Annotated in this window: 20 protein-coding genes and 4 tRNA genes; 16 read left to right on the forward strand and 8 right to left on the reverse strand. The window is 51.0% G+C overall.

Features of this window, described 5'->3' with window-relative positions:
- Window positions 1-112: 112 nt before the first annotated feature.
- The 4 genes from CCY32_RS11455 to hemA all read right to left on the reverse strand — a co-directional run bounded on the left by CCY32_RS11455 (window position 113) and on the right by hemA (window position 5,207).
- Window positions 113-1,690, reverse strand: a complete 1,578-nt coding sequence (locus CCY32_RS11455; RefSeq protein WP_088330820.1) for a DUF3369 domain-containing protein — start codon at window positions 1,688-1,690, stop codon at window positions 113-115.
- A gap of 86 nt (window positions 1,691-1,776) precedes the next feature.
- Window positions 1,777-2,643, reverse strand: a complete 867-nt coding sequence (gene prmC / locus CCY32_RS11460) for a peptide chain release factor N(5)-glutamine methyltransferase (protein ID WP_088330822.1) — start codon at window positions 2,641-2,643, stop codon at window positions 1,777-1,779.
- On the reverse strand, window positions 2,633-3,721 hold the full coding sequence (prfA, locus tag CCY32_RS11465) for a peptide chain release factor 1 (protein ID WP_088330825.1): 1,089 nt from the start codon (window positions 3,719-3,721) through the stop codon (window positions 2,633-2,635). The genes prmC and prfA overlap by 11 nt, the downstream gene beginning before the upstream one ends.
- Window positions 3,722-3,950: 229 nt before the next feature.
- The gene (hemA, locus tag CCY32_RS11470) at window positions 3,951-5,207 is read right to left on the reverse strand and encodes a glutamyl-tRNA reductase (RefSeq protein WP_088330827.1); all 1,257 of its coding nucleotides are present in this window, start codon (window positions 5,205-5,207) and stop codon (window positions 3,951-3,953) included.
- A 130-nt stretch (window positions 5,208-5,337) separates the two neighbouring features.
- Between hemA and lolB the strand changes: the two genes are divergently transcribed.
- From lolB to ychF, 7 genes are all read left to right on the forward strand, one after another.
- A complete protein-coding gene (gene lolB / locus CCY32_RS11475; RefSeq protein WP_168171497.1) occupies window positions 5,338-5,931 on the forward strand; it encodes a lipoprotein insertase outer membrane protein LolB in 594 nt (197 codons plus the stop codon).
- The gene (ispE, locus tag CCY32_RS11480; RefSeq protein WP_088330832.1) at window positions 5,916-6,785 is read left to right on the forward strand and encodes a 4-(cytidine 5'-diphospho)-2-C-methyl-D-erythritol kinase; all 870 of its coding nucleotides are present in this window, start codon (window positions 5,916-5,918) and stop codon (window positions 6,783-6,785) included. Before lolB ends, ispE begins: the two co-directional genes overlap by 16 nt.
- A 22-nt stretch (window positions 6,786-6,807) precedes the next feature.
- Entirely contained in the window at window positions 6,808-7,755 is a 948-nt protein-coding gene (locus tag CCY32_RS11485; RefSeq protein ID WP_062484068.1) for a ribose-phosphate pyrophosphokinase, read from the forward strand.
- Between the two features lie 135 nt (window positions 7,756-7,890).
- On the forward strand, window positions 7,891-8,280 hold the full coding sequence (locus CCY32_RS11490) for a hypothetical protein (RefSeq protein ID WP_088330834.1): 390 nt from the start codon (window positions 7,891-7,893) through the stop codon (window positions 8,278-8,280).
- A 164-nt stretch (window positions 8,281-8,444) separates the two neighbouring features.
- The gene (locus CCY32_RS11495; protein ID WP_088330836.1) at window positions 8,445-9,095 is read left to right on the forward strand and encodes a 50S ribosomal protein L25/general stress protein Ctc; all 651 of its coding nucleotides are present in this window, start codon (window positions 8,445-8,447) and stop codon (window positions 9,093-9,095) included.
- Window positions 9,095-9,679, forward strand: a complete 585-nt coding sequence (gene pth / locus CCY32_RS11500; RefSeq protein WP_088330838.1) for an aminoacyl-tRNA hydrolase — start codon at window positions 9,095-9,097, stop codon at window positions 9,677-9,679. The genes CCY32_RS11495 and pth overlap by 1 nt, the downstream gene beginning before the upstream one ends.
- Before the next feature lie 16 nt (window positions 9,680-9,695).
- Window positions 9,696-10,787 (forward strand): redox-regulated ATPase YchF, encoded by a 1,092-nt coding sequence (gene ychF / locus CCY32_RS11505; RefSeq protein ID WP_088330840.1) that lies wholly within the window; start codon window positions 9,696-9,698, stop codon window positions 10,785-10,787.
- A gap of 18 nt (window positions 10,788-10,805) precedes the next feature.
- Here the strand turns inward: ychF and CCY32_RS11510 are convergent, their stop codons facing one another.
- The gene (locus tag CCY32_RS11510; RefSeq protein WP_088330841.1) at window positions 10,806-11,591 is read right to left on the reverse strand and encodes a transporter substrate-binding domain-containing protein; all 786 of its coding nucleotides are present in this window, start codon (window positions 11,589-11,591) and stop codon (window positions 10,806-10,808) included.
- Between the two features lie 236 nt (window positions 11,592-11,827).
- Between CCY32_RS11510 and CCY32_RS11515 the strand changes: the two genes are divergently transcribed.
- From CCY32_RS11515 to CCY32_RS11535, 5 genes are all read left to right on the forward strand, one after another.
- Window positions 11,828-11,904 (forward strand) — tRNA-Met (locus CCY32_RS11515).
- 8 nt (window positions 11,905-11,912) lie between these two features.
- A tRNA-Leu gene (locus tag CCY32_RS11520) sits at window positions 11,913-11,997 on the forward strand.
- 6 nt (window positions 11,998-12,003) lie between these two features.
- Window positions 12,004-12,078 (forward strand) — tRNA-Gln (locus tag CCY32_RS11525).
- A 30-nt stretch (window positions 12,079-12,108) separates the two neighbouring features.
- Window positions 12,109-12,183, forward strand: a tRNA-Gln gene (locus tag CCY32_RS11530).
- Window positions 12,184-12,350: 167 nt separating this feature from the next.
- Window positions 12,351-13,787 (forward strand): alanine/glycine:cation symporter family protein, encoded by a 1,437-nt coding sequence (locus tag CCY32_RS11535; protein WP_088330842.1) that lies wholly within the window; start codon window positions 12,351-12,353, stop codon window positions 13,785-13,787.
- An 80-nt stretch (window positions 13,788-13,867) separates the two neighbouring features.
- Here the strand turns inward: CCY32_RS11535 and ycaC are convergent, their stop codons facing one another.
- Both ycaC and CCY32_RS11545 read right to left on the reverse strand, forming a co-directional pair.
- Window positions 13,868-14,494, reverse strand: a complete 627-nt coding sequence (gene ycaC / locus CCY32_RS11540) for an isochorismate family cysteine hydrolase YcaC (RefSeq protein ID WP_088330843.1) — start codon at window positions 14,492-14,494, stop codon at window positions 13,868-13,870.
- Between the two features lie 79 nt (window positions 14,495-14,573).
- Window positions 14,574-15,431 carry a pirin family protein gene (locus tag CCY32_RS11545; RefSeq protein ID WP_246840602.1) on the reverse strand — a complete coding sequence of 286 codons (858 nt, stop codon included), beginning with the start codon at window positions 15,429-15,431 and terminating at the stop codon, window positions 14,574-14,576.
- Window positions 15,432-15,539: 108 nt separating this feature from the next.
- Here CCY32_RS11545 and CCY32_RS11550 point away from each other — a divergent pair, with 108 nt between their 5' ends.
- Window positions 15,540-16,448, forward strand: coding sequence for a LysR family transcriptional regulator (locus CCY32_RS11550; RefSeq protein WP_088330847.1), 909 nt, complete (start codon window positions 15,540-15,542; stop codon window positions 16,446-16,448).
- A gap of 31 nt (window positions 16,449-16,479) precedes the next feature.
- Here CCY32_RS11550 and CCY32_RS11555 read toward each other — a convergent pair whose 3' ends face one another.
- A complete protein-coding gene (locus tag CCY32_RS11555) occupies window positions 16,480-17,640 on the reverse strand; it encodes an FAD-dependent monooxygenase (RefSeq protein ID WP_088330849.1) in 1,161 nt (386 codons plus the stop codon).
- 218 nt (window positions 17,641-17,858) lie between these two features.
- On the opposite strand from CCY32_RS11555, the gene CCY32_RS11560 reads away from it, so the two are divergent.
- The 3 genes from CCY32_RS11560 to miaB all read left to right on the forward strand — a co-directional run bounded on the left by CCY32_RS11560 (window position 17,859) and on the right by miaB (window position 20,799).
- Window positions 17,859-18,176: a hypothetical protein gene (locus CCY32_RS11560; RefSeq protein ID WP_088330851.1), complete on the forward strand. Its 318-nt coding sequence runs from the start codon at window positions 17,859-17,861 to the stop codon at window positions 18,174-18,176.
- Window positions 18,177-18,304: 128 nt separating this feature from the next.
- Complete coding sequence (locus tag CCY32_RS11565; RefSeq protein WP_088330854.1) at window positions 18,305-19,156, forward strand: DMT family transporter; 852 nt, start codon at window positions 18,305-18,307, stop codon at window positions 19,154-19,156.
- Between the two features lie 209 nt (window positions 19,157-19,365).
- Complete coding sequence (gene miaB / locus CCY32_RS11570) at window positions 19,366-20,799, forward strand: tRNA (N6-isopentenyl adenosine(37)-C2)-methylthiotransferase MiaB (protein ID WP_088330856.1); 1,434 nt, start codon at window positions 19,366-19,368, stop codon at window positions 20,797-20,799.
- Window positions 20,800-20,801 lie beyond the last annotated feature (2 nt).

Raw genomic sequence — 20,801 nt, forward strand, 5'->3', positions numbered from 1 at the left:
CGGACCTTATTATTGTAATTATCCAGGTACCAAATTTACTGTGTTCGGCTGCGAAAATCGAGTCAAGAATACAGCATCAGGGCTAACGTTATGTCATTAAAGCGAATTTGCGCTATTCATCGGCGCCTTTTGACTCGATATCCAGATCATCAGGATAGGCCTGAGCGATAGCCATCAGTTTATCCTGATTCTGTGTCAGGATATCCACCAGCTTTGGTTCAAACTGCTTGCCACGCTGTGCCTGAATCGTCTCCATTACTTTTTCTAACGGCCAGGATTCTTTGTAACAACGTCGCGCTTGCAGCGCATCAAATACATCCGCCAGCGCGGTGATACGACTGAAGATACTGATTTGTTCCTCTTTTAACCCTTGTGGATATCCGTTGCCATCCCAATGCTCATGATGCTCCCGCGCCATTTGCGCGGCCGCTTGAATGATAGGGCGTTTGGAGTCTTTGAGTAACTGATAACCAAACTCGGTATGATGGCGTACCACTTCTTTTTCTTCTTCACTGAGCTGGCCTGGTTTGAGCAAAATAGATTTAGGAATTTTCAACTTACCGACATCGTGAAGCGGGATCGCCAGTTTGAGAATATTAATCTGCTCTTTTTCCAGACCGTATTCCCTGCCCAGTAATTCGCAGATCATCGTCATGCGCTGAATATGTTTTCCGCCCCCCATTTGCCGTTCAAGAGCCTGTCCAAGGCGCTCAACGATTTCCCGTTGGGTGTCTTCAATGTCCTTGGTCAACAGCACGTTATCAAAGGCAATTTGCACGTTCTGAGAGAAAATCTGTAATAAATGTTTATCGGTCGGTGTCAATTTCCTGGGCAGACCCGAAAGATACAACAAGGAGCCATTAACGGTTTTGCTGTTGCAATAGGCCACCAGGTATTCATCCTGATAAACGATGTCTCTGTTCTTCAATGCCTGGTTGCAGGTAGCCAGTTGCTCACCGTCCAATACGTTTTCCAGCACCTGACCTTCATGGTTGGCAAAATCCCCCTTGCCACTAAAAATATAGAAGTCCGAGGATTCATTATTATCTATGGGTTTGGGACCCGCTACCGCAGAGGTAATATAGGCGGCGTCCTGGGTGCCTCCTATCAATGACGATAACTGCTGCACGATGCCGTCGATAAAATTTTCCAGCGAATGAATACTGAAGAGATCTGCAGAGGCGGCAATGATCTTCTCCAACCCCTGACGATTCTCTTCAATCACAATAATGTCGCGGTATGAGCGCAAGGTGGCTATGACCACGGTAAAAAGTTTCTGCGCAGTCAGCTCTGTCTTGGATTTATAGTCATTGATGTCATAGTTGATGATCACGTCCCGCTCCGGTGCCTGCCCAGGTTGTCCGGTACGCAAAATAATGCGGGTGAAATGGTTATTGGCGTCATTACGAATGAACTCAGCAACCTGCAGGCCCGCATCATCAGTTTCCATCACCACATCCAACAGCACAATGGCAATATCCTGATGGGTAAGAAAGATTTCCCTGGCTTCGGCCCCTGAATAGGCGCTGATAAACTCAATGCCCTTATCCTGAAAGACGAAATCGCTCAATGCCAGCTTGGTAACCGCATGGACTTCCGGCTCGTCATCGACGATCAGCACTTTCCAGTTACAACGATCACCAACAACCTCATCTTCGCTTTCATCCATAAACAGCAACTCATCGGACATAGCGGATATCTCCCTGGATTTTTATCGCAATGCTAAAGTCTAAACATAGACTGAGGGAAGCTACAGTGCCATTGAATTCTGAAAAATCACATCTTTTTCAGCCACTTGCCAAAACTTACCCGGTCGAGACCAGCATAATCTTTAACACTGCCCACATCCGTAAAACCATGGTCATTCAATGCCCGCTGTACTTTTTCAGCCTGCTCAAACCCATGTTCCAGTACCAGATACCCAGAATCAAGCAGATATTTGCCAGCATGAGAAATAATATGCAGTAAATCCGCCATCCCCTGCTCAGGTGCAACCAGAGCTGACAGGGGCTCGAAGCGCACATCGCCCTCTTTCAGACTGGCACTGTCCTGTTCCACATAAGGCGGGTTACTGACAATCAACGAAAACCGCCTGTCAGCGAGGGCCTCAAACCAATGGCTTTTCAACAGAGTGACATGGTCAATGCCATTATGCTGGGCATTTTCCCTCGCCAGTGCAACAATGTCCTCGTCATAGTCTGTAGCGGTAACGCGCCAGTTTGAGCGTTCGCTGGCCAGAGCCAGCGCAATGGCTCCGGTGCCAGTACCCAGATCCAGCACATCCATTGGCACATTTTCAAACAGTGACAAGGCTTTCTCCACCAGCACTTCTGTGTCGCTGCGTGGAATGAGGGTTTTCGGACTGACTTTTAGTGACAGATTCCAGAAGCCACGTTCACAGGTCAGATGGGCGACAGGTATACCCTGACCACGCTGGACAACCAGGTTTTCAAAGGCCTGCCACTGCGACAATTCAAGCCTGCGGTCGGGCCAGGTATGCAGATAAGCCGGTGCGCATTGCAGACAATGGCAGAGTAACACTTTGCTGTCGGTTGCAGGGTCTGCAAAGGCCAACTCGGCCTGTTCCAACCTATCCCGGGCCCAGCGCAGTGCTTCACTGATTGTGGGCGTGTTAGTTTGCATCCGACAGTGAGGCCAGCAAGTCCGCCTGATGTTCCTGACGAATCGGATCTAAAATGGCGTCTAAATCGCCCTCCACCACTTCATCCAGACGGTACAAGGTCAGATTAATACGATGATCCGTCACCCGCCCCTGCGGAAAATTGTAGGTGCGTATGCGCTCAGACCGGTCACCGCTTCCCACTAACAGTCTTCGCGTGCTGGCTTCCTCTGCGGTGCGTTTATCCTGCTCCAGCTGGTTGAGTCGGGCTTGCAGTACCGACATCGCTTTAGCCCGGTTTTTATGCTGTGACCGCTCATCCTGACATTCCACCACTAACCCCGTGGGAATATGCGTCAGACGAATGGCAGAATCGGTTTTATTCACATGCTGACCACCGGCACCACTGGCACGATAGGTATCCACCCGCAAATCCGCAGGATTGATATCGATGGCTTCTGACTCGGGTAATTCTGGCAACACCGCGACCGTGCAGGCTGAGGTGTGGATACGGCCCTGAGATTCTGTTTCCGGTACCCGTTGTACGCGGTGACCACCCGATTCGAATTTGAGGATGCCGTAGCATCCGTCTCCCAGGATATTAGCGATGACCTCTTTATAGCCACCATGTTCGCCCTCGCTGGCACTGACCAGTTCCACACGCCAGCCATGGCGCTCAGCATAACGGCTATACATGCGAAACAAATCACCGGCAAAGATGGCCGCTTCATCGCCGCCGGCCCCGGCCCGAATTTCGACAAAACAGTTCAGATCATCATTGGGATCTTTGGGGAGCAGCAAAATCTGTAGCTCGCTCTCTAACCGGGCGATGGACTCCCTGGCATGTTTGGCTTCTTCCTCTGCCATTTCACGGATTTCAGCATCGTCTTCCTGCAACATTTCTTTGGCATTTTCCAGCTCCAGCTGAGCCTGGCGATACTCGCGGAAACACTTCACCAGCTCTTCAAGCTGAGCATATTCTTTGGAAAGTCCCCTGAACTTATCCTGATCGTTAATGACCTCAGGCTCACTGAGCAACGCCTGAACCTCATCAAATCGTTCGATTAAGGATTCGAGTTTATGCAGTACCGATTCTTTCATAGATTTCCTAATAGGTGTTGCAGGTCTCGCCACCCTGCAAATTTGTGTGCAAAGCCTGTCGAAAGCCCGCCCGCTTAGCCGTTTGAGTCAGTTTAACATAGCTCTGCTGTGCTCTCGACGCACTAAAATCCCGGCATTTCGCCGTTAACATCAAAGCATCAAAAGACGTATCCGGCATGGTCCTTTTGCAGAGACTGCATGGTTACCCCGCTTTTGACCGACTCATTTTTTACTTGTCTGACCCCAGCCCCAGCGCCTCTCTCAAAAGCGCTAACGTTGAGTCATCTTTTTGCGCTGCAGCGTGCTTAATGGCCTTGGTGGGCGCGTGAATCAGGCTGTTAGTTAACTTGTTGGCCAGCTCTGTCACCACCGCTTCCGCCGCTTTACCTTCCTGTAACTGTTTAATGGCCCGCTGCTGCAATTTCAATTTCAGCGCTTCATTCTGTTCACGATAAGCTCGCACCAAGTCAATGGAAGCCTGAGTATCATGCCAGGTTAAAAACTCAGCCACGCCCTGCTCTATCAGCGTTTCTGCCTTTGCCGCGGCGGACTGACGTGAGGCGCGATTCTCCTGCACGATTTGTTGTAAGTCATCCACTGTGTAAAGGTACGCGTCATCCAATTCAGCGACTTCACTTTCCACATCTCGCGGCACCGCCAAATCCACCAGAAACATGGGCTGATGGCGACGCTTTTTCAATGCCCTTTCTACCACACCCTTACCCAGAATCGGCAACTGACTCGCCGTAGAGCTGATGATGATATCGGCCTCATGCAGATGATCCGGGATCTGCGCCAGGGTGATCACATCGGCCCCTAGAGGCTCAGCCATATCACTGGCGCGACTGAGCGTTCTGTTGGCAACACGTATGCTGCGCACATTTTGTTCATACAGATGCCTGGCCACCAGTTCTATGGTTTCGCCTGCTCCGATCAACAGCACATTCACCTTGCTCAGTGAAGAAAAAATATGTTTAGCCAGCTGCACGGCAGCAAACGCAACGGAGACAGCATTGGCGCCGATATCGGTATCTGAGCGCACTTTCTTGGCGACCGAAAAGGTCTGTTGAAACAAACGCTCAAAACCACTGCTGATCATGCCACTGTGGCGCGCACTGGTGTATGCCTGTTTTACCTGTCCCAGAATCTGCGGCTCTCCCAACACCATCGAGTCAAGTCCGCTGGCCACACGCATCAGATGCCTGATGGCGCGTTCTTCACTGAACCAATAGCTGGTGTTTTCTATGGCATCTTTATCTAACTGATGGAATGACGCCAGCCACTGCCCCAGCTGCTGTTGGGAAATATCCAGGTCGGCATAGATTTCGGTGCGATTACAGGTAGACAGAATCACCGACTCCTGGCTGCCGAGCTCTTCTTTGAGGGCGCGCAAGGCTTCCAGCTGGCTGTCGGTGGAGAAGGCAACCTTCTCGCGGACTTCCACAGGAGCCGTGTTGTGATTAATACCGAATGCAATTAGCGCCATTGTGGAGTCGTGTGTTAATGCCTGAGAGTGAGCGGTTACGGCGTGGCATTGTACGCAAAAGCCAAAACTATTGAAAGCATCGACGGTTATGTGTTCCCATAGAAAGCATTCTATACCCTGCTGTTATTTCATGTTAACTGCCAATCCTTACCGCCTGACCATTATCGGCGTGCTTTTGCTGCTGCTTTTCGGTTGTGCCACGCGCCCACCCACGTATCAGCCGGTCAATGCAGTCCAGCATCAGGCCAGCCTTAAAAAACTAAAAAACTGGCATGTACGGGGTAAGCTGGCCTTTCGCTCAGAACAAGACAAGTTCAGTGCCAATCTTAACTGGCAACAACAGAACCAACAGTTCAACGTCAACCTGAGCAGTTTTTTAGGCACCAACATTCTGGTACTGGAAAAGCACGATAACCGTGTTGAACTGCAATACGACGACGAGCACTATTATCACACCAATGCCGGCGAACTGCTCTACGACCTGTTAGGCTGGACGATCCCGGTTGAATCGATTAGCCAGTGGGTAAAAGGACAGGCCAGCCCCAACGCGCAGCTCGAATTTTCTGATGATGGACTGATTAGCACCCTCAAAACCCGGGATGGCTGGGTGGTCAGATACAGCGATTATCGTGCGACTGATGGCATATTACTACCACACGATATTCGCCTGAATACGGGTTCGAACAGCATTAAAATACGGGTTGATGCATGGCGACTGAACTGATGTGGTGGCCCTCCCCGGCCAAACTCAATCTTTTTCTGCACATTACCGGGCGGCGCCAAGATGGCTACCACCAATTACAAAGCCTGTTTCAGATGCTTGATTATGGCGACAGCCTTAATTTTGACATCACAGCGGATGCTCGCATTGAGTTGATAACGCCCATCCCCGGGGTCGCTAACGAAGACAACCTGATTGTGCGTGCCGCCAGACTGCTTCAGGCATACAGCGGAGCGCATCAGGGCTGCCGGATTCGCCTGCACAAACGCTTGCCCATGGGGGGCGGTATTGGCGGCGGTTCTTCCAATGCTGCAACCACGCTTGTGGCGTTAAATCATCTATGGCAATGCGGTCTGAACGTGCAGGAGCTGGCTCAACTCGGCTTGCAGCTCGGTGCCGATGTACCGGTATTTGTGCATGGTGATACCGCATTTGCTTCGGGCGTTGGTGAAACCCTGACGCCAGCCCCCCAGGCACAGAAATATTTCCTTGTCGCCAACCCCGGCATTGAAGTTTCAACTGCGAAAATCTTCAACCATCCTGATTTGCCCCGTCACACGGCGCCGATCAACTGGCAGGATTATCGCTTTGAAACTACAGTCAACGACTGTGAAAAACTGGTTTGTACGATGCACCCGCAAGTTGCAAATCTATTACACTGGTTGTTAGAATACGCGCCGTCGCGGATGACGGGAACGGGTTCAAGTCTGTTCGCCATTTGTGATGACCAAAACCAAGCTGAAAACCTGCTTTCTCAGCTACCGAAAAGGTGTCATGGCTTTGTCGCCAAGGGGTGCAATCAATCCCCGTTGCAACAAATGCTGGACAGAGTGAGAAATGCCAACCAAACAATTTAGACAGCTCATTGAGGATCCTACCGTGCCGGATATGAAGTTATTTGCTGGTAATGCCGTACCAGAACTCGCCCAGAAAGTCGCCGACAGGCTCTACACCAAACTCGGGCATGCCAGCGTAGGACGTTTCAGCGATGGCGAAATCAGCGTCGAAATTCATGAAAACGTGCGCGGATCTGATGTCTTCATCATCCAGTCCACCTGTGCCCCAACCAATGACAACCTGATGGAATTGATTGTCATGATTGACGCGCTGCGTCGAGCCTCAGCAGGGCGTATTACTGCGGTACTGCCCTATTTTGGTTATGCCCGCCAGGACCGTCGCGTGCGCTCTGCACGGGTTCCCATTACTGCAAAAGTGGTTGCAGACTTTCTCTCCAATGTGGGTGTTGATCGCGTACTGACGGTGGATTTGCACGCCGAACAGATTCAGGGCTTCTTCGATGTACCTGTAGACAATGCCTTTGGTACCCCGATTTTGCTTGAGGACATGCGCGAACGTGAGTTTGTTAACCCTGTGGTGGTGTCTCCGGACATCGGTGGCGTGGTGCGTGCCCGTGCTCTGGCCAAGGTTATGAATGACTTGGATCTCGCTATTATCGATAAACGTCGTCCCAAAGCCAATGTGTCTCAGGTGATGCATATTATCGGTGATGTGCAAGACAGAGATTGCATCATTGTCGATGACATGATTGATACCGGTGGCACATTGTGTAAAGCCGCTCAGGCGCTAAAAGATCATGGCGCCCGACGGGTATTTGCCTATGCGACCCATGCTATTTTCTCCGGCAATGCCGCGAAGAATCTTGAAGAGTCGGTCATGGACGAAATTATCGTCACCGACAGTATTCCGTTGTCACCACAAATCAAAGCACTGGGTAAGGTTAAACAACTGAGCCTTTCAGATATGTTGGCCGAAGCCATTCGTCGGGTCAGCAACGAAGAGTCTATCTCGGCTATGTTCGAATACTAAGGCGGACTCCCTACTCCCTATATAAATGCCGGACCTGTTCCGGCATTTTTCGTTCCGGTACAACAAAACATGTGTGACATTGAAAGCACACCTGTTCTATGCTGACACAAATTATCGTGTTTGAAGGTCGTACAAATGAGAATTGTCACCGTGCTGAGTTGCCTGTTGCCATTCATGGTCGCCTGCGAGTCACACACGCAAAGCCAGGTGATAGAGCAACCTCACACCGGCGCCTCAACAGACAGGAATGCCGACATGACGCAGGATCAACATATACAGTTCACTGCAGAGGTGGTGTACAAGGATCTGGAGGGCGGGTTTTACGCGCTCATCGCCAAAGATGGTAGTAAATATCAGCCATTGGCGCTGGCACAAGCGTATCGCCGACATGGTCTGGTGGTAAAGGTAGAGGCGAAGCCAATAAAAGACAGAGTCACCTTCCAGCAGTTTGGTACCGTTGTGGAAATTATCAGCATCAGTGTGCTGGATGACTCGAAGGTACGCAGTAGTAAAAATACCCATTAAAGGGAGATCACCGAAGCATCCAATGCCGCCCAGGCTTTTGCCCTGCACACTCCTCTCTTGTGTCCCGCCCTTGCCGGTGTTAGAATTCGCCGCCCTTTAAAAGAGGGGCCTACTTTTCGGATTTTGGTCGCGAAATCCGAACCACTTATTTTTTGGAGTTTATTATGTCTGAAGCGATTTTTAATCTGGATGCGGAAATCCGCACAGACCTGGGGAAAGGTGCGAGCCGCCGCCTGCGTCGTGCAGATAAAGTTCCTGCCATCCTTTACGGAGCGGGCAAAGAGCCGGTTTCTCTGACCCTGGATCACAACAAAGTTAACCAGGCGCAGGACTTTGAAGCCTTCTACAGCCACGTGCTGACCCTGAACATCGAAGGTAAAAAAGTGGAAGCTCTGGTAAAAGATATCCAGCGCCACCCTTACAAGCCTAAGCTGACTCACCTTGATTTTCTGCGTGTTGATGCCAAGCAAGCGGTGACCACTCACGTACCTTTGCACTTCATTAACGAAGAAAAAGCAAAAGCCATCAAACTGGAAGGCGGTCACGCTGAACACCACATGGCTGATGTAGAAATTCAGTGTCTGCCACACGATCTGCCTGAGTACATCGAAGTGGATCTGCTCAATGTGGAAATGGGCCAGACCCTGCACTTGTCTGACCTGGTATTGCCTAAGGGTACCTCTTTGACCGAGTTAGCCAAAGGTGAAGACCACGATCTGGCGGTTGTGACAATTAAAGCTGCCAAAGGTCCTGCTGTAGAAGATGAAGAAACAGCAGCCGATGACGGCGAGGAAGAAGCCAAGACTGAGGAGTAATCCTCTTGGTGAAGCTGATTGTGGGCCTGGGTAACCCGGGCCCCGAATATGAAAATACCAGGCACAATGCCGGTGCCTGGTTTGTTAATGCCCTTGCCAGTCACTTTCACGTTTCCCTGAAAGCGGAAAGCAAGTTCTTCGGGTGCACTGCCCGTTTGACCGTTGCCGGTCAGGATATCAGACTCCTTTACCCCACGACTTTCATGAACCGAAGTGGCCAGGCGGTTGCTGCCATGGCAAATTTCTATCGTATTGAAACAGACCAGATTCTGGTGGCCTATGATGAACTGGACTTGCCACCGGGTGTGGTCAAGCTCAAAACCGGCGGCAGCGCCAGTCAGAACGGTATTCGTGATATTGTCAGTTGCCTGGGCAACGATAAAGGTTTTCATCGTCTGCGCATCGGTATTGGTCACCCTGGTCATAAAAGCAAGGTCACAGGCCATGTTCTGGGCAAAGCCAGGCCCGATGAACAGGAAAAAATAGATGCAGCTATCGATGAAGCCGTACGCTGTACAGAAATTCTAATTAAAGACGGAATGGTGACTGCGATGAATCGCCTGCATTCCTTCAAAGCAGATTAACGCAGAGGATACTTTCATGGGTTTTAAATGTGGCATTGTCGGTTTGCCGAATGTGGGTAAATCCACCTTGTTCAACGCCCTGACCAAGGCAGGTATTGAAGCCGCAAATTTTCCTTTTTGCACCATTGAACCAAATACCGGTGTGGTGCCGGTGCCCGACATTCGTCTGGATAAACTGGCGGAGATCGTCAACCCTCAGCGCGTTATTCCCACTACCATGGAATTCGTGGATATCGCGGGCCTGGTGGCTGGCGCGTCCAAAGGCGAAGGGCTGGGCAATAAATTTTTGGCCAATATCCGCGAAACCGATGCCATTGGTCACGTGGTGCGCTGTTTTGAAAATGACAATATCGTGCATGTGGCAGGCGGTGTGAATCCGGCCGATGATATTGATGTGATCAATACTGAGCTGGCGCTGGCCGATTTGGACACCTGCGAAAAGGCTCTGCTGAGAGTTGGCAAGCGCGCCAAAGGTGGCGATAAAGACGCAAAGTTTGAGGTTCAGGTACTGGAGAAAATCAAACCACACCTCGACCAGGGCAACATGCTGCGCTCAGTGCCTTTAGAAAAAGAAGAGCTGGCCGCCATCGCCTACATGAACTTTCTGACTCTCAAACCCACCATGTACATCGCCAATGTCAATGAAGACGGTTTTGAAAACAATCCTCATCTGGACAAGGTCAAAGCCATTGCAGAAGGCGAAAATGCCGTGGTGGTAGCAGTCTGTGCCGCCATCGAATCAGAAATTGCCGAGCTGGAAGAAGAAGAAAAAGCCGAGTTTATGGCGGATATGGGCCTTGATGAGCCGGGCTTAAACCGCGTCATCCGTGCCGGTTACGACTTGCTTAATCTGAACACCTACTTCACCGCTGGTGTGAAAGAAGTGCGTGCCTGGACCTTCCCCATCGGCTCTACGGCACCGCAGGCAGCAGGTAAGATCCATACCGATTTTGAAAAAGGCTTTATCCGCGCTGAAGTGGTAGGGTATGACAACTTTATTGAGTATAAAGGTGAGCAAGGCGCTAAAGACGCCGGAAAATGGCGCTTAGAAGGCAAGGAATACATTGTCAAAGACGGTGATGTGATTCACTTCCGTTTTAATGTCTGATTCCTCTGCATGCCCCGCCTAGCGGGGCGCTTTAACTTCCGCCTGAGGGTGGAATTGATAGCGGGAATAAATCTCTTCTATTTCTCCGTTGTCTATCATTACCTGCAGCGCCTGATTAATCTGTGGCAAATACCTGGCTTTACTTGGATGCACTCGCATCATTACAGGCTGATCATCCACCACATCTCCAATTTCCAGCACGCGGTATTCCGGCCTGATCTTTTGCAGGTGCAAAATTGTATTGTGACCAATAAATATCTGGCTCAATCTGCCCAGTAACAGCTGTTCAGCCAACAAATCACTGGAGAGGTTATCCAGCCGGGTAATCATTCCTGTGCTCATAGCCGCATCAAAGCGTGGATAAGAAAACCCTCTGACGATGCCGACAACATCATCAAATAAGTCTGCCGGTTTACGCACGGGTTTACGTTTCCCCGGTGAAAATACCACCACTTCAACAGTGCGGGCATAGGGGATACTGTACACCCCAGGCACTTCCATATGTTGACGCCAACCCGGATTGACGCCAGGCTCGATGTCGACCTGTCCATCATCAAACTCCGCGAGACCGCGCGCAACAGGATAGCTGTGCAATTTAAAACGCAGGTCGCTATGCGCCGACATGGCTGCGAAGATATCGGCGAAGATTCCTTCAGGGGTGCGACTATCAAGCATGGTGTACGGCGGATTACCAGGCTCATACAATAACACTGTCAGCTCGGGCTGTGCCTCTGCCGAGGCAAGATGAATTTGACCCCAACTTAAAACCAACCCCGCGAGCAGACGTTGAAGCACTACCTGCATGCCGCTCAACCTGTATTAGCTTAAATGGTAAGTATAAGACCACTCGCTTCACTTTCGCCAAAGCACACGAAAATAAACCTGGCACCTCTCTTGGATTCCCTTACCCAGGTGCTTGCGGACTCAATTTAGCGAAGATTGCTCATATCCTGCTCAGTCAGAACATACAGGGCAAAAAAGGGGTTGACCATCATCAGGCAGATCAGCATAATACGCGCCACTCAACGCGAGTATCAAGTGGCTAAGTAGCTCAGTTGGTTAGAGCACAGCACTCATAATGCTGGGGTCGCAGGTTCGAATCCCGCCTTAGCCACCATTAATCTTGCGGAAGTGGTGAAATTGGTAGACACGCTGGATTTAGGTTCCAGTGCTTCACGGCGTGAGAGTTCGAGTCTCTCCTTCCGCACCATGTTGTTGGGGTATAGCCAAGTGGTAAGGCAGCGGGTTTTGATCCCGCCATTCGTTGGTTCGAGTCCAGCTACCCCAGCCATCTCCTTTATTCGCGCATGAGTCCTACAATTGGGGTATAGCCAAGTGGTAAGGCAGCGGGTTTTGATCCCGCCATTCGTTGGTTCGAGTCCAGCTACCCCAGCCATATTTAAAAAGCCGCTCCCATGAGCGGCTTTTTTTTATCTACCGTTATCAGTCTTCAGTGGTCAGCTTGCAGGCTGATAGCTTGCGACTGAAAGCGTAAGCCTCTGGACAGCGCGCGCTATTCCCGACAGTATTAACCCCATCATCAATAACAATAAGAAGTCTTCTGTGATCCACGAACTCGTTTCTGCTGTCAATGGTGTCCTTTGGGGCTGGTTGCTGATTGTCATGCTGGTGGTCACCGGCGTGTGGTTTAGTGTGCGTCTGGGCGGTATACAGCTTCGCCACTTTACCCATATGTTCAGCCTGCTAAAAGGCAGCAGTAAAAGTGACAAAGCCGGGATCAGTTCCTTCCAGGCGCTGTGTACCAGCCTTTCAGCAAGGGTGGGTACCGGCAACCTGGCCGGTGTAGCGGTAGCCATCTCATTGGGTGGCGCAGGAGCCGTATTCTGGATGTGGGTTATCGCCATTCTCGGCATGGCCACTGGCTTTGCAGAGAGCCTGCTGGGCCAGCTCTACAAGGTTAAAGACAGCAAAGGCGAGTACCGTGGTGGCCCCGCCTACTACATTCAGCAAGGCCTGAATAAGCGCTGGCTGGCCATTACCTTTTCCTTGTGTTTGTTTTTAGGTTACGGCTTTATTTTCAGCGCAGTGCAGGCCAATTCCATTACCGATGCGCTCAATCATGCCTATGGTATCGATACACTGAACGCCGGCCTGGTTATCATCCTTTTGGCTGGCGTCATCGTTATCGGGGGCTTACGCGGAATTGCACGCTTTGCTGAGTGGATGATCCCTTTCATGGGTATCAGCTATGTGATCGTGGCCGTTGGCATTACGGTGTATAACATCGAAATGGTGCCCGGCGTACTAGCCAACATTTTCAGCTCTGCCTTCGGCCTGCAGGAAGCCGGTTATGGCGCGCTGGGCGCCGCCATCAAACACGGTATCCAGCGCGGTCTGTATTCCAATGAAGCAGGCTCAGGAAGCGTACCCCACGCTGCCGCCAGTGCCACGCCAAATCCTAATCATCCGGCCAGTCAGGGCTACGTGCAAATGCTCGGGGTATTTCTGGATACCATGGTGCTGTGTACCTGTACTGCGGTAATCATATTACTCGCCGGTGGCGAGCAAGGTGATCAGATGGAAGGCATTCGCATGACCCAGGACGCCATGTCGTTTCATCTCGGCAATGGCGGCAATGATTTTGTGGCCGCCGCCATCAGTTTGTTTGCCTTTACCTCTGTGGTGGCCAACTATGCCTACGGAGAAAGTAACCTGCACATGTTTAAGCTCGACAACCGCGCAGGGCGAAGTGTTTATACCGTGGGTTACTTGCTGATGATTTTATGGGGATCGATGGCCTCCCTGCCCCATGTCTGGGCCATGGCCGACATGGCGCTGGGCCTGATGACCGTGATCAATATCATCGCCATTGTGTGGCTGACACCGACCATTGTTGCCGTTAGTCAGGACTACCTGAATCAGCGTAAACTTGGCAAGGAACCGGAATATCAACATGGCAATTGTGAGATACAGGGTGCCACCGAAGATGATATCTGGAGCCAGCGGCCCGCCCAGACTGATAAACCCTCAGGAACCTGAAGGTGCAGCTGCGCAAACTAGGGACAGGCAAGTACTGAGCATAAAGAGACCGGCCCTTACCCGGACCGGTCACTATCCCGCTATTTAGAGGATGTCAGCGTCGCGTAACTGTTCATCAAATTGCGGTAATCCGGAATATGGTTGGAGAACAGCTGGCCTAACCCTTCGATATCATTGCGCCAGTCACGATGTAACTCACACGCCACACCAAACCAGGTCATCAGTTGTGCACCCGCTTGAGACATTCTTTCCCAGGCGGAATTCCGGGTTAGTTCATTAAATGTTCCCGAGGCATCTGTAACGACGAACACATCAAAGTCTTCAGCTAGCGCTGACAGCGTTGGAAAGGCCACACACACCTCTGTTACCACACCGGCGATAATCAGTTGCTTCTTACCTGTAGCTTTGACCGCCTTAACAAAGTCTTCATTGTCCCAGGCATTGATCTGGCCCGGACGAGCAATATACGGCGCGTCCGCGAAAGTCTCTTTTAACTCTGGTACCAGAGGACCGTTTGGCCCGTCTTCAAAACTGGTTGTCAGAATTGTTGGAAGTCCGAAGTATTTAGCCAAATCTGCCAGTGCCAGTACATTATTCTTAAAACGGTCTGGGTCGATATCTCTGACCAGAGACAACAGCCCAGTCTGGTGGTCTACCAGCAATACCGCTGCATCATTTTTATCTAAACGTTTGTAAGTATTACTCATGGTTCACTCCTGATGGTAAATTAAAGGGCATGTCGGCCCGGTTTGTTGCAATCGTCACATCATCAACAATTGTCGAGTTTCAGGTAAAAGTTCCTTGTTGGTAGTCTCTGAAAGCTTGCTCAACCTCAGCGTAACTGTTCATGACAAATGGCCCCTGTCCCACAATCGGATCATCGATTGGTTCACCACTGATTAGCAGAAGCCTGGTGGCCGACGAAGCCTGAACAGAGAACGTATCTCCTTCCGGACTCAGCACTACCAACTCCTGTGTTGTGGCATCAGCTGCGTTATTTATCCGCACATTACCTTTTAACACGGCCAGACCGACTCCCCAGCCTTTTGGAAGGCTAAAGTGTGTCTGGCTGCCAGCTTCCAGCTCCACATCCCACACATTTAACGGAGTAAAGGTGCTAGCAGGTCCGGATACATCACCATACTGACCCGCGATCACGCGCACATGGCCCGCCCCGTTTTCTAACTGTTGCCGCGGTATTTGTTGCTTACTAATGGCCTGATATGCGGCAGCCGTCATTTTGTGTTTTGCGGGCAAGTTAACCCACAATTGCACCATCTCCAGTTCCCCGCCCTCGCGGGTAAATTGGGGGCTGTGAAACTCTTCATGCACGATACCGGCGCCTGCGGTCATCCACTGAACATCTCCCGGACCAATAACGCCTCCCTGCCCCGTGCTATCTTTGTGTGCCACTTCGCCCTGATAAACGATGGTCACAGTCTCGAAACCACGGTGAGGATGCTGCCCGACGCCACGAGGCATGTTAGCCGGGGCAAATTCGGCGGGGCCGGCATGATCGAGCAACAAAAAAGGACTCAATGCCTGAGGATGACTCCTGTAAGAAAACATCGACCTGACGGGGAAACCGTTTCCTACCCAGTGGCGGTGAGGTTTGCCTCGAATTTCGATTACTTCTTTCATCATTGTGCTCCGGTAAAACAGCGTAATGTAATCTTATATACGTATCTAAAAATGCAGTAGACTGCTAAATTGCGATGCAGTGTTGCAAATTTGAAACGATAAAGGTGATATATGCAGGATCTCAATGATCTGTATTACTTTGTACAGGCGGTGAAACACGGTGGTTTTGCGCCGGCTGGCCGGGCACTGGGTGTAGCGAAGTCCAGACTCAGTCGACGCATTGCAGCCCTTGAGGAAAGGCTCGGTGTCCGCCTGATACAGCGCTCTACAAGGCACTTCCTGATTACCGAAGTGGGTCAGCGCTATTTCGAGCATTGCCAGGCTATGTTGGTGGAAGCGGAAGCTGCACAGGAGACCATAGAGCGGCTCAAGGCCGAGCCTCGGGGGTGCATAAAATTAACCTGCCCGGTGGGTTTACTGCATTTTCATGTGGGAGAGATGCTGGGCGATTTCATGGCGCGCTATCCCCACATTGCAGTCAATCTGGAGGCCACAAACCGACGGGTAGATGTTCTGGCGGAGGGCGTTGATATTGCCTTAAGGGTGCGCCCGTTACCCTTGGAAGACAGCGACCTGGCGCTCAGAGTATTATCTGACCGCGGGCAATATCTGGTCGCCAGCCCATCCCTGATTGAGAAACAAGGCGGACTCCCCTCCTCACCAGAAGCGCTGGCAGCCTGGCCGAGTCTGAGTCGGGCGACACCGCAGGAAAACCACCAATGGATCTTACAGCACATCAAGGGTGAAAAACGCCAGATAACCTTTGAGCCACGTTATACCACTACCGATATGGTGGCATTGCGCAGCGCCGCTGTCGCCAGCGTTGGCGTGGTTCAATTGCCAGCTCTGATGCTTGGCCAACAGCTTGAAGCGGGAAATCTGGTGCGGCTCCTTCCTGACTGGGAACCCCGTCGGGAAATGATTCACATGGTGTTTCCATCACGCCGGGGATTGTTGCCCGCAGTGCGCGCGCTGATTGATTTTCTTGTAGAGCGCTATGCCGGCATTATGGAAGACTAACGAGCACGTCCGCTTCTTTTGCTGAGTGGCGTCACAATCCCATGGCATATTTCATAACCTTGTCTTTAACAGGACCGCTGCGCTGTGCCAGATTCAATATCAGATTGCGGGCCAGGCGGGCAGGCAATATATCGTTGCTGAAAGTTTTATAAATGGCATCCATGGCAGACATCATCAACAGGTTATCCGGTTTACGTTTGCGCTGATAGTGTCTGAGTGCCCGTTGCAGCGCGTCATCATCGTCTTTCCAGGCTATGGGTTCCAGTTCCTCTAACAGACAAGCCACATCTTTAAAGCCCAAATTGAGCCCCTGGCCCGCCAATGGATTGATGGTATGGGCTGCATCACCGATAAGCACGCTCCGCCCCCGAAAATACGCATTGGCATGCATTCGCGTCAGGCCAAAGGCAGCTCTGCTGAGGATATCAAAATCAACCAACTGAGACGGAAATGCCTCGCAAATGCGTTGTTTCAACGCCTCATCATCCAGCTGTTTAAGCTGGTTGATGTGCTCCGGGTGGTGATACCAGACCAGTGAGGCATAGCCGTCATAAAGCGGCAAAAATGCCATGGGCCCAGTAGGCACAAAGCATTGCCAGGTGATGTCCTGCTGAGGTGCATGGGTTTTCACCCCCACAGCAAACGCCTGCTGCTTGTATTGCCAGCCGCTGGTACCGATGCCCACTTCACGACGAACCGCAGATTGTGCACCATCAGCGCCAATAAGCAATGATGCGATAAGATGATTACCGTCTTTTGTGGTGACAGTGATGCCGTCTGTTTCTGCGACACAGGACAGTTCCGTTGTCAGCCAGCTAACCTGTGGATATTCCTGCAGCGCCTCATACAGCGCACGTTGAATGAGGCGGTTTTCTATAATGTGCCCCAGATGGGTGGCCCCGATATCATCGGCACGAAAATCGGTTTGCGCGTCACCTTCCCAGACACTCAGGCGCCGGTATGGACAAACGCGCATCTCGCTAAGATATTTCCAGGCCCCGAGCTTCTCTAACAAGGTCTGAGAGGCAACACTGATGGCAGACACCCGGATATCGGGTTCATCTGCGGGGTCAAAGGGAGCGGGTATATTTGGGTCAATTACTGCCACAGCATACCCCTGACGGGCCAGTCCCAGTGCCATAGCCGCACCAGTCATACTGCCACCGGCAACAACTGCATCAAATCTGTTCATCACTACGTTTTTTCTGTCTCCAATCTACCTGTAAGCCTACCACGATTAATGACATATCCCGACGATAAACGGGCCAGATGTAACGACTCGCGTCAAAAAGACACTTTTGACACAGATTATTACAACGCCGATGCAACGTTTTCGTGGTTTAACACTACTTATATACCGAAGCACATTGTAAAGCGGCACTCGTTCAACGTAACCAAAGTGAGCTATTTATGAAAAAGGTAATCACAAGTTTATTTATTGGCCTGACCCTCACCGCAAGCAGTTTTTCGGCACTGAGCGCGAGCCAGACAGAAGACTATCCCATTTACAGTTTCCACTACACCTTTACTCAGAAACTGGATCTGGCGTTAACCCATTACCTGCAACTGAAGCAGGAAATGGCTTATCACCTGAGTGATGACATTGACCAGCAAACAGCCGGATTTTTCCGTCACTATGAGCAAAGCGCAGACTCACTCACCGCCAGTGCTGAGAAAGTGCTGACGAAATCCATCGAGGAGACAGATCCACAAACCCTGATCAGATAAATACGGCGTCCCCCATTCCCTTTTTGCCACCTCAGCCCACATTTTTTCTGAGGTGGCTTTTTTACCCTACCGACCTTTCAGTGCTTTTCTGCTACCATAGCGCTCTTTTTGCAGGAGGCCTTGCTCATATGGGTTCGCCCGTCGTTATCGGTGCTCTTTGTCTGATTATCGCAGAAGCATTGTTTGCTGGCATTGGTGCGCTGGTTAAACACCTCAGCGGTGAAATGAACCAGTTTCAACTGGTGTTCTTTCGTAATCTGTTTGCCCTGCTCGCCCTGATGCCCTGGATACTCAGAATGGGCCGGGTGGGCCTGAAAACCGAATACTTGGGGCTGCACCTTTTGCGATCCACCTCGGGTTTGATTGCCATGTACTGTTTTTTTTACGTGCTGGCGCATATTCCCCTGGCACAAGCCATGATGGCGCTGCTGGTGGCTCCGTTTATCGTCCCCATCATTGCCCGGGTCTGGCTCAAAGAGCACATCAGTCATAAAAGCTTGATGGCCATTGGCCTTGGCTTTATCGGAGCCGCTTTTATTCTGCGCCCCGAAGGCGAAAATATGAACCTGTTCATCTTGCTGGCACTGATCTGTGCCACCCTGGTGGCGTTTACCAAATGTACCATTCGCAAACTGTCGGGATCTGAGCCGCCAGCACGCATCGTCTTTTATTTTACGGTGCTGGCCACGGTGGTTTCTCTGATACCCATGCTGTTCAATTGGGAAAGCTTACCCAATGTAGTGTGGAAATGGCTGGGACTGATGGGGGTGATGGCAGCAGCAGGACAATTGCTCATGACCAAGGCTTTTCAATTGGCTTCTCCGGTGCGCATTGGTCTGCTCACTTATTCCAGTGTGTTTTTTGCAGCCATTCTGGGATATGTGTTCTGGCAAGAGCCGGTTACCGCAGGCCTGATTGGTGGTACCCTGTTAATTGTGTGGGCGGCCAATATGACACTGCGACAACGCTGGCTGTGGTGATTTCGCCCTGTTGTGTCACACCAGGATTACAATCACGGAACCCCACTAATCAGGTATCCGCTGTCGCGGCAACATTTAGCCACAGACGAAGGATTCCCGGTACTGGCATAGCGGCCCGTTTGGCGGTAAAATAGTCGGTCTGATTTAGACGCGGTACCTAATTTTAATCAGGAAGGTCGAGACCTTCCTTTTTTAGTTTTTAAGGCAGTATGAGCAAGAAACTCTTTATAAAAACCTGGGGTTGCCAGATGAACGAGTATGACTCGGAGAAAATGGCAGACCTGCTTGATTCCACACATGGTTACCAGGCCACTGAAAACCCGGAGGATGCCGACATCATCCTACTGAATACCTGTTCCATACGCGAAAAAGCACAGGAGAAGGTGTTTCATCAACTGGGACGCTGGAAAAACCTTAAAAAAACCAACCCTGAGCTGATTATTGGTGTAGGTGGCTGCGTTGCCTCACAGGAAGGGGATCATATCCGTGATCGGGCGCCCTATGTGGACATCGTATTTGGACCTCAGACACTGCATCGCTTGCCAGAGATGATCAATCAGGTGAAGGGCGATAAAAATCCGGTTGTAGACATCAGCTTTCCTGAAATTGAAAAGTTTGATCGCCTGCCGGAACCCCGTGCGGAAGGGCCAACAGCGTTTGTGTCGATCATGGAAGGCTGCTCAAAATACTGTAGCTTCTGTGTGGTGCCTTACACCCGCGGTGAGGAAGTCAGTCGTCCCGTGGATGACGTGATCTTTGAGATTGCACAGCTAGCACAACAAGGGGTGCGTGAAGTCAACCTGCTCGGTCAGAATGTCAATGCCTATCGCGGCGATCATTACGATGGCAGTGTTTGCACCTTCGCCGAATTGTTGCATCTGGTTGCCGCCATTGATGGTATTGATCGTATCCGCTATACCACCTCACATCCTGTTGAGTTCACTGACGATATTATTCAGGCCTATAGCGACATTCCCGAGTTGGTCGATCACCTGCATTTACCGGTGCAAAGTGGTTCAGATCGTATTCTGGCGCTGATGAAGCGTGGGCATACTGCCATCGAATACAAGTCTAAGATTCGTAAGCTGAAAAAAATACGTCCCAATCTGAGTATGTCCTCTGATTTTATTATTGGCTTTCCCGGGGAGAGCGACAGCGACTTTGAGGCCACCATGGACCTTATCCAAGCCATGGATTTTGACCTTAGCTTCAGCTTTATCTACAGTGCTCGCCCCGGCACGCCGGCTGCCGATGTACCCGATGACGTCAGCGAAGAAGTGAAAAAGCAGCGTTTACACCTTCTGCAACAGCGGATCACCCAGCAGGCCATGCGTATCGCCCGCAATATGCTGGGCACAGAGCAGCGTATCCTCGTTGAGGGCCCATCGAAGAAAAACCCCATGGAATTGTCCGGTCGTACCGAAAACAACCGGGTCGTTAATTTCGAGGGCACACCAGACATGATTGGGGAATTTGTTGACGTGAATATTGTCGATGTCTTTGCCAATTCCCTGCGCGGGGAAGTAGTCAGACGCGAACAAGACATGGGGCTGCGCATCAGTATTGCTCCCCAGACCATCATTCAGAAACAGGCCGCCACCCAGCCTGACGAGCTGGGTGTAGGTCAACATTTACCAATTTAGGA

This window comes from Lacimicrobium sp. SS2-24 (assembly GCF_002201535.1).
Lineage (GTDB): Bacteria > Pseudomonadota > Gammaproteobacteria > Enterobacterales > Alteromonadaceae > Lacimicrobium.

Coding starts and splice junctions, on each gene's coding strand:
- CCY32_RS11455 (WP_088330820.1), bottom strand. CDS start 1,690: ATGTCCGATGAGTTGCTGTTTATGGATGAAAGCGAAGATGAGGTTGTT.
- prmC (WP_088330822.1), bottom strand. CDS start 2,643: ATGCAAACTAACACGCCCACAATCAGTGAAGCACTGCGCTGGGCCCGG.
- prfA (WP_088330825.1), bottom strand. CDS start 3,721: ATGAAAGAATCGGTACTGCATAAACTCGAATCCTTAATCGAACGATTT.
- hemA (WP_088330827.1), bottom strand. CDS start 5,207: ATGGCGCTAATTGCATTCGGTATTAATCACAACACGGCTCCTGTGGAA.
- lolB (WP_168171497.1), top strand. CDS start 5,338: ATGTTAACTGCCAATCCTTACCGCCTGACCATTATCGGCGTGCTTTTG.
- ispE (WP_088330832.1), top strand. CDS start 5,916: ATGGCGACTGAACTGATGTGGTGGCCCTCCCCGGCCAAACTCAATCTT.
- CCY32_RS11490 (WP_088330834.1), top strand. CDS start 7,891: ATGAGAATTGTCACCGTGCTGAGTTGCCTGTTGCCATTCATGGTCGCC.
- CCY32_RS11495 (WP_088330836.1), top strand. CDS start 8,445: ATGTCTGAAGCGATTTTTAATCTGGATGCGGAAATCCGCACAGACCTG.
- ychF (WP_088330840.1), top strand. CDS start 9,696: ATGGGTTTTAAATGTGGCATTGTCGGTTTGCCGAATGTGGGTAAATCC.
- CCY32_RS11510 (WP_088330841.1), bottom strand. CDS start 11,591: ATGCAGGTAGTGCTTCAACGTCTGCTCGCGGGGTTGGTTTTAAGTTGG.
- ycaC (WP_088330843.1), bottom strand. CDS start 14,494: ATGAGTAATACTTACAAACGTTTAGATAAAAATGATGCAGCGGTATTG.
- CCY32_RS11545 (WP_246840602.1), bottom strand. CDS start 15,431: ATGATGAAAGAAGTAATCGAAATTCGAGGCAAACCTCACCGCCACTGG.
- CCY32_RS11550 (WP_088330847.1), top strand. CDS start 15,540: ATGCAGGATCTCAATGATCTGTATTACTTTGTACAGGCGGTGAAACAC.
- CCY32_RS11555 (WP_088330849.1), bottom strand. CDS start 17,640: ATGAACAGATTTGATGCAGTTGTTGCCGGTGGCAGTATGACTGGTGCG.
- CCY32_RS11560 (WP_088330851.1), top strand. CDS start 17,859: ATGAAAAAGGTAATCACAAGTTTATTTATTGGCCTGACCCTCACCGCA.
- CCY32_RS11565 (WP_088330854.1), top strand. CDS start 18,305: ATGGGTTCGCCCGTCGTTATCGGTGCTCTTTGTCTGATTATCGCAGAA.
- miaB (WP_088330856.1), top strand. CDS start 19,366: ATGAGCAAGAAACTCTTTATAAAAACCTGGGGTTGCCAGATGAACGAG.